We start from the raw sequence: 5,444 nt of genomic DNA, 5'->3' as shown, positions 1-5,444 counted from the left end.
GTCAGCACCTCCGGCTGCTCCAGCGCCTCGGCGGCGAAGGGCAGGTTCGGCTGGATCAGCATCAGGATCTTCTCCTGGTCCAGGATCAGGCCGATCAGGGTCTGGCGGTAGTCGTTGACGGTGACGTTCTGCAGCCGGCGCTGCAGGTATTCCAGCTTGCTCTGCGTCTGCTGGTAGATTGCCTGCTTGATCTGGTCGTCGCTGTAGCGGTGCAGGTAGCCGAGCGTCTGCCGCGCCACCTCGGCATCGGTGGCGTCGAGCGAGAGGGTGGTGATCGGCGAATCCCGGTCCTGCTCCTGGTTCAGGTTCTTGCGCAGGAACTCGGCCACCGCCTGGGCGCTGGTGTCGACGCTGGTGTCGAGGCCGAGCGCCGCCTTGATCGGGGTCAGGAACGATCCGCTCTCCCAGATCTTGCGCTGGTCGTTCCAGCGCAGGTCCATCAGGCTCTCGACCAGGCCTTGATGCTCCTTCAGCGCCGCCGCGGTGCCGACCGCCGTCAGCTGCTTGTTGAACCGGTCGAAATAGGTGATCTGCTCGTTGCCGGTCAGGCTGGTCAGGGAGTTGGCGAGCACCGAGGCGCCGGCATTGCGCAGCAGGTCGGACAGCTGCTGCGATGCCTCGGTCGGCATGATGACCAGACGGGAGGTATAGCGCGTCGGCGACACCACGATGAACAGCACGCCGAGGGCCAGCGCCACGATGACGGTCACCAGGACCAGCAGGCGATGGCGCCAGGCCGCGCCGATCATCTCCTGCGCCAGGGTTTCGGTCGAGCGGTCGCGGGCCGTCGGGGTGTCTGGCGCCGTGGGCATGGGGCTGAGCAGATCCTCAGTGGCGACGGTCATGCCGCACTCGCATTCAGTTGCCGACGGGTTTCCAGGGCCTGGAGCAGCGTCGCGAAGCCATCGACCACGATCGCCACATTCTCCTCCGTCATGCTGTGCGGGTCGTGGACCGGGTCGCCAACCCGGCCGGGGAAGGACTGGGCGTGGAGCCAGCTCAGGAACGCGGCCGGCTCGGCCCCGCCCTCGCGATCGTCGCGCTGCAGCAGCCGCTCGAAGCCCGCCCGGGACAGGGCCGACAGGTCGATCCGGCCGGGCGACATCACGGGGGCGAAATACATCGGCGCGAAGGTGGCGGCCTTGAGGCCGAGGAGGCCGGCCTCGAGGCAAACGGTGCCCGAGGGCGACAGCACCAGCTTCGACGCTTCCATCAGCTTGAACGTGTCGGCATAGGGGTCGATCAGCCGCACCCCGGGGATCCGCCGCAGCTCGTCGTAATAGCGCGGCGTCCGGAAGCCGATCGCGTTGGAGTGCTCTTTGACGTAGATCTCCCAGCCATGCGGGATCACCCGCGACAGCGCCCGGATGTTCTCGATCTGGTTGGACTGACGGTGGGCGAAGACGTCGATCGACGCCTCCGGCTGCATGTGCAGCGTCACCAGCACGTAGGGGCGGGGGCCCGGCAGGTTCTCGCGCTCGAACGGCTTCTGCCAGCGGGTGCGGTAGGTGTTGACGATCCGGCTGAAGCGGAAGCGCGACCGCCGCGCCAGGGTCGGCAGGGTCTCGTCGCCGTCGGTGGCGCGGGAGAAGGCCTGCACCACGGATTCGCCCAGCCAGTGGCTGCGGAAGAACCGGATTTTGTTCTGGATGTGGAAGTAGTAGGGACGATAGGCGCGGGTCCGCAGCGCCTCGATGATGCCCTCCGCGGCCTCGCGGTCGGAGCGGTCGGGCTTGCGCAGCTCGAAGATCTCGGCCTGATTCAGGCCGGTGAAGAAGCCGAAGCGGTCGGACGGCACCCGCACCGTGGACGGGGCGAAATAGGCCCGGCCCTGCGCCTTGCACAGGAGTGCCGTGGCCAGCTCATAGGCCCAGGTCTGCTCGCCGAAGGTGGCGCGGACGTCATGGGCCTTCAGGAAGCGCGACACCTCCCGCGCGACCACGGCCAGATAAGCCTTGGCGTAGGGCCGCCGGCCCAGCGTGCGGTCCATCAGGATGGTCTCGTTGGCGGACTGACCGCCTGCCTCCAGCTCGGTCAGCGCCGCATCGGCCGGGTCCGGCGGCGGCGCGTTGCGCCACTCATCCTTGAAATCGGCGAGGCAGAGGATCCTGTCGCGGCGCCACCCCGCCTTGACCAGCGCATCGGCCCAGCGCCGGCTGGCCGCGATCCAGACGACCCCAACCCCCTTCCGCTCGAGCCCACGCCCGATCTTTTCGAAGAACATCGTCCGGTAATTGTTCGACAAAAGACATATATTCATTATTCCGCGCCATGGGTCAGGGGCACGCGCGCCGGCGACTCGATGGCGTCGACCGACGGGCCACCGGCTCATAACCCACTAACCCGCAACAGCAGGCGGTGACAAGAGCGACAGCACGGAAGGCGGGAATAAAGCGCCGTTCCGCTCAAACCAGGATTGAGAACGCGTCGGCCGTCGCGGCCGGTCAGGAATCGGTGCGCGACACCCAGGGAATACGGGCGACGCCGATTCCCTCTTCCTCCAGCTCGCGTGCCTCGGCCTCGGTGGCTTCGCCGTAGATGTCGCGATGCTCGGATTCCTCGTAATGGATCTTGCGGGCTTCGTCGGCGAAACGGTCGCCGACATACTCGCAATTCTCCTCGATCTTCCGGCGCAGCGCCTCGAGCTCGCGGCGTGCCTCGGCCATGGTGGTGTGGGTCCGGCGGCCGTCTTCGCCGCGGGTGCCCTTGGCCGAGCGCTTGCCGATCGCCGGCGCCATCAGCGCCTTCTCGACCGTGCCGCTGCCGCAGACCGGGCAATTGACCTCGCCCGCCGCCACCTGGGCGTCATAGGTGCCGCTGTTGCGGAACCAGGCCTCGAAGCCGTGGCCGGCCTCACATCGCAATTCGTACAGGATCATCGCATTCCATGCTCCGCTTTTGTCATACGATGGTCCGTCACCGCCCGCAAAGAAAATGACATCCTCAATGCCGCTGATGCCGCATATCCCCCCTGTGTCCGCGTGGGTCGCGCGCTTTGCGCCGCTTGTGCCGAAGACCGCGCCGGTGCTGGACCTGGCCTGCGGCAGCGGCCGCCATCTGCGGCATTTCCGGGACCGCGGCCATGCCGTGGCCGGAGTCGATATCGACCCGCAGGGCGTGGCCGACCTGGCGGGGGCGGAGGGCGTGGAGATCCTGAAGGCCGACATCGAGGCCGGGCCCTGGCCTTTCGCCGGGCGCCGCTTCGCCGGCATCGTCGTCGCCAACTACCTGCACCGGCCGCTGCTGCCGGCGATCCTCGATGCCCTGGCCCCCGGCGGGGTGCTGCTCTACGAGACCTTCGCCCAGGGCAACCAGCGCTTCGGCCGGCCGTCGACGCCTGCCTATCTGCTCAGGGCCGGGGAGCTGCTGCAGGCCGTGGCCGGGCGGCTGCAGGTGGTGGCCTATGAGCATGGCGAGGTCGCCTCGCCCCGCGCCGCGGTGGTTCAGCGGCTGTGCGCCGTCGCCGACCTGGCGCCGGTGCCGGATCTCGACGGGTCGCCCGAGCCGCATCCCGTGCCCGCGCCCTGAACGCTCCTCATCCGCATTGGGAGCCGCTACGATCGCCCGGATCTGCGAAAACGTCGGGCATTTGCATCCGAGAGGAGAAAGGCGTGGCCGAAGGAACGATCGTCTGGGGCGTGCTGGGCGCCGCCAAGATCAACGACAAGGTCGTCCCGCCGATGACCGCGGCCCGGCATTGCCGGGTGAAGGCCATCGCCTCGCGCTCGGCCGAGAAGTCGAAGGCTGCGGCCGGGAAATACGGGCTGCCGGTGGCCTATGACAGCTATGAGGCGCTGCTGGCGGACCCGGAGATCGACGCGGTCTACATCCCGCTGCCGAACCACCTGCATGTGGACTGGACGATCAAGGCGGCCGAGGCCGGCAAGCATGTGCTGTGCGAGAAGCCGATCGGGCTGAACGCCGAGCAGGCGCGGCAGCTGATCGCGGTGCGCGACAAGACCGGCCGGCGCATCCAGGAAGCCTTCATGGTGCGCACCCATCCGCAATGGCTGAAGGTGCGGGAGCTGGTACAGGAGGGGGCGATCGGCGAGCTGCGTGCCATCACCGGCGCCTTCACCTATCGCAACATCGACCCCAACAACATCCGCAACAAGGCCGATATCGGCGGCGGCGGCCTGCTGGACATCGGCTGCTACCCGATCACCACCTCGCGCTTCGTCACCGGGCGGGAGCCGCGCCGGGTGGTGTCGCTGCTGGACCGCGACCCGGTGTTCAAGGTCGACCGGCTGGGCAGCGTGCTGCTGGACTATGATGGCATCCAGGCCAGCTTCGTCTATTCGACCCAGATCCCCGGCTATCAGCGCATGCAGTTCCTGGGCACCAAGGGGCGGCTTGAGGTGGAGATCCCGTTCAACGCCCCGAACGACCGGCCCTGCCGCCTGTTTCTCGATGACGGCTCCAGCCTGTTCGGCGACGGCATCAAGCCGGTCGAGGTCCCGGCCTGCGACCAGTACGGCGTGGCCGCCGCGGCCTTCGCGGAGGCCATCCTGACGGGCGGCGAGCAGCCGGTGCCGCTGGAGAACACGCTGGCCAACATGCAGGTGATCGACGCGGTCTTCCGCTCCGCCCATTCCGGCCGGTGGGAGACGCCGTGAGCGAGGTCCCGACGGTCGCCGAGCCGACCGCCATCACCCGCGAATCGCTGAAGGCCGGCGTGCTGCAGCGCATGATCGCCGCCGGCGACCCGACCGCCGAGGTGCTGTCCTTCGAGGCGCTGGCGGAATCGCGCCGGGCGATCCTGGCGGCGGAGCAGGCGGCCGGCCGCGACGTCTGGGTGTTCGCCTATGGCTCGCTGATCTGGAACCCGGCCTTCCACTTCGTCGAACGCCGAACCGGGCTGATCCATGGCTGGCACCGCCGCTTCTGCCTGTGGACCGCGCTGGGCCGCGGCACGCCCGACCGGCCGGGGCTGGTGCTGGCGCTCGACCGCGGCGGCACCTGCCGCGGCCTGGTCTTCCGCATCGCCGCCGCGGCGGTGGAGGAGGAGTTGGACCTGATCTGGCGGCGCGAGATGGTGACCGCGTCCTACACCCCGCGCTGGGTCACGGCGGCGACGCCGGAAGGCCCGGTGCGGGCGATCGCCTTCACCATCGACCGCACCCAGCCGCGCTATGCCGGCCGGCTGAGCGAGGAGGAGACGGCGCGGGTGCTGGCCGGCGCCCGGGGCCAGCTCGGCAGCTGCCGGGACTATTTCCGCTCGACCCTGGACCATCTGGTGGCGCTGGGCATCCGCGACCACGGGCTGGAGGCGCTGCGCCGCCGGATCGCGGCGCTGGAGCCGTAGGGCCGGTCACTCGTCGCGCGTGCCGATGTAGCGCCCGTCGGCGTCGTACTGCTTCACCCGGTCGCCGTCCGGCTGCTCATAGCCCAGATAGCGGCCGCCCGAATCATAGCGGTTCAGCCGGCCGCCGCTGCGCTCGATA

The 5,444-nt window shown here is 68.9% G+C and carries 6 protein-coding genes; 3 read left to right on the top strand and 3 right to left on the bottom strand.

Annotated elements, in window-relative coordinates; genetic code table 11:
- The 3 genes from ABDW35_RS31390 to ABDW35_RS31380 form a co-directional block, all read right to left on the bottom strand.
- The coding region (locus tag ABDW35_RS31390; RefSeq protein ID WP_343717774.1) for a Wzz/FepE/Etk N-terminal domain-containing protein at positions 1-845 on the bottom strand (845 nt) is incomplete at its 3' end.
- On the bottom strand, positions 842-2,224 hold the full coding sequence (locus ABDW35_RS31385) for a hypothetical protein (protein WP_343717773.1): 1,383 nt from the start codon (positions 2,222-2,224) through the stop codon (positions 842-844). The genes ABDW35_RS31385 and ABDW35_RS31390, both read right to left, overlap by 4 nt.
- A 220-nt stretch (positions 2,225-2,444) precedes the next feature.
- Positions 2,445-2,879, bottom strand: coding sequence for a DUF1178 family protein (locus ABDW35_RS31380; protein WP_343717772.1), 435 nt, complete (start codon positions 2,877-2,879; stop codon positions 2,445-2,447).
- A 55-nt stretch (positions 2,880-2,934) separates the two neighbouring features.
- Here ABDW35_RS31380 and ABDW35_RS31375 point away from each other — a divergent pair, with 55 nt between their 5' ends.
- The 3 genes from ABDW35_RS31375 to ABDW35_RS31365 all read left to right on the top strand — a co-directional run bounded on the left by ABDW35_RS31375 (position 2,935) and on the right by ABDW35_RS31365 (position 5,305).
- Entirely contained in the window at positions 2,935-3,528 is a 594-nt protein-coding gene (locus ABDW35_RS31375; RefSeq protein ID WP_343717771.1) for a class I SAM-dependent methyltransferase, read from the top strand.
- Positions 3,529-3,611: 83 nt separating this feature from the next.
- On the top strand, positions 3,612-4,616 hold the full coding sequence (locus ABDW35_RS31370) for a Gfo/Idh/MocA family oxidoreductase (protein WP_343717770.1): 1,005 nt from the start codon (positions 3,612-3,614) through the stop codon (positions 4,614-4,616).
- Entirely contained in the window at positions 4,613-5,305 is a 693-nt protein-coding gene (locus ABDW35_RS31365; protein ID WP_343717769.1) for a gamma-glutamylcyclotransferase, read from the top strand. Before ABDW35_RS31370 ends, ABDW35_RS31365 begins: the two co-directional genes overlap by 4 nt.
- The last annotated feature ends 139 nt before the right edge of the window (positions 5,306-5,444 follow it).

It is taken from the genome of Inquilinus sp., assembly GCF_039594555.1.
GTDB lineage: Bacteria > Pseudomonadota > Alphaproteobacteria > DSM-16000 > Inquilinaceae > Inquilinus.
This window is presented reverse-complemented; position numbering and strand designations above follow the sequence as displayed.

Bases quoted from the DNA above. Each gene is read 5' to 3' on its own strand.
- ABDW35_RS31385 (WP_343717773.1), bottom strand. From the start codon at position 2,224: ATGTTCTTCGAAAAGATCGGGCGTGGGCTCGAGCGGAAGGGGGTTGGG.
- ABDW35_RS31380 (WP_343717772.1), bottom strand. From the start codon at position 2,879: ATGATCCTGTACGAATTGCGATGTGAGGCCGGCCACGGCTTCGAGGCC.
- ABDW35_RS31375 (WP_343717771.1), top strand. From the start codon at position 2,935: ATGACATCCTCAATGCCGCTGATGCCGCATATCCCCCCTGTGTCCGCG.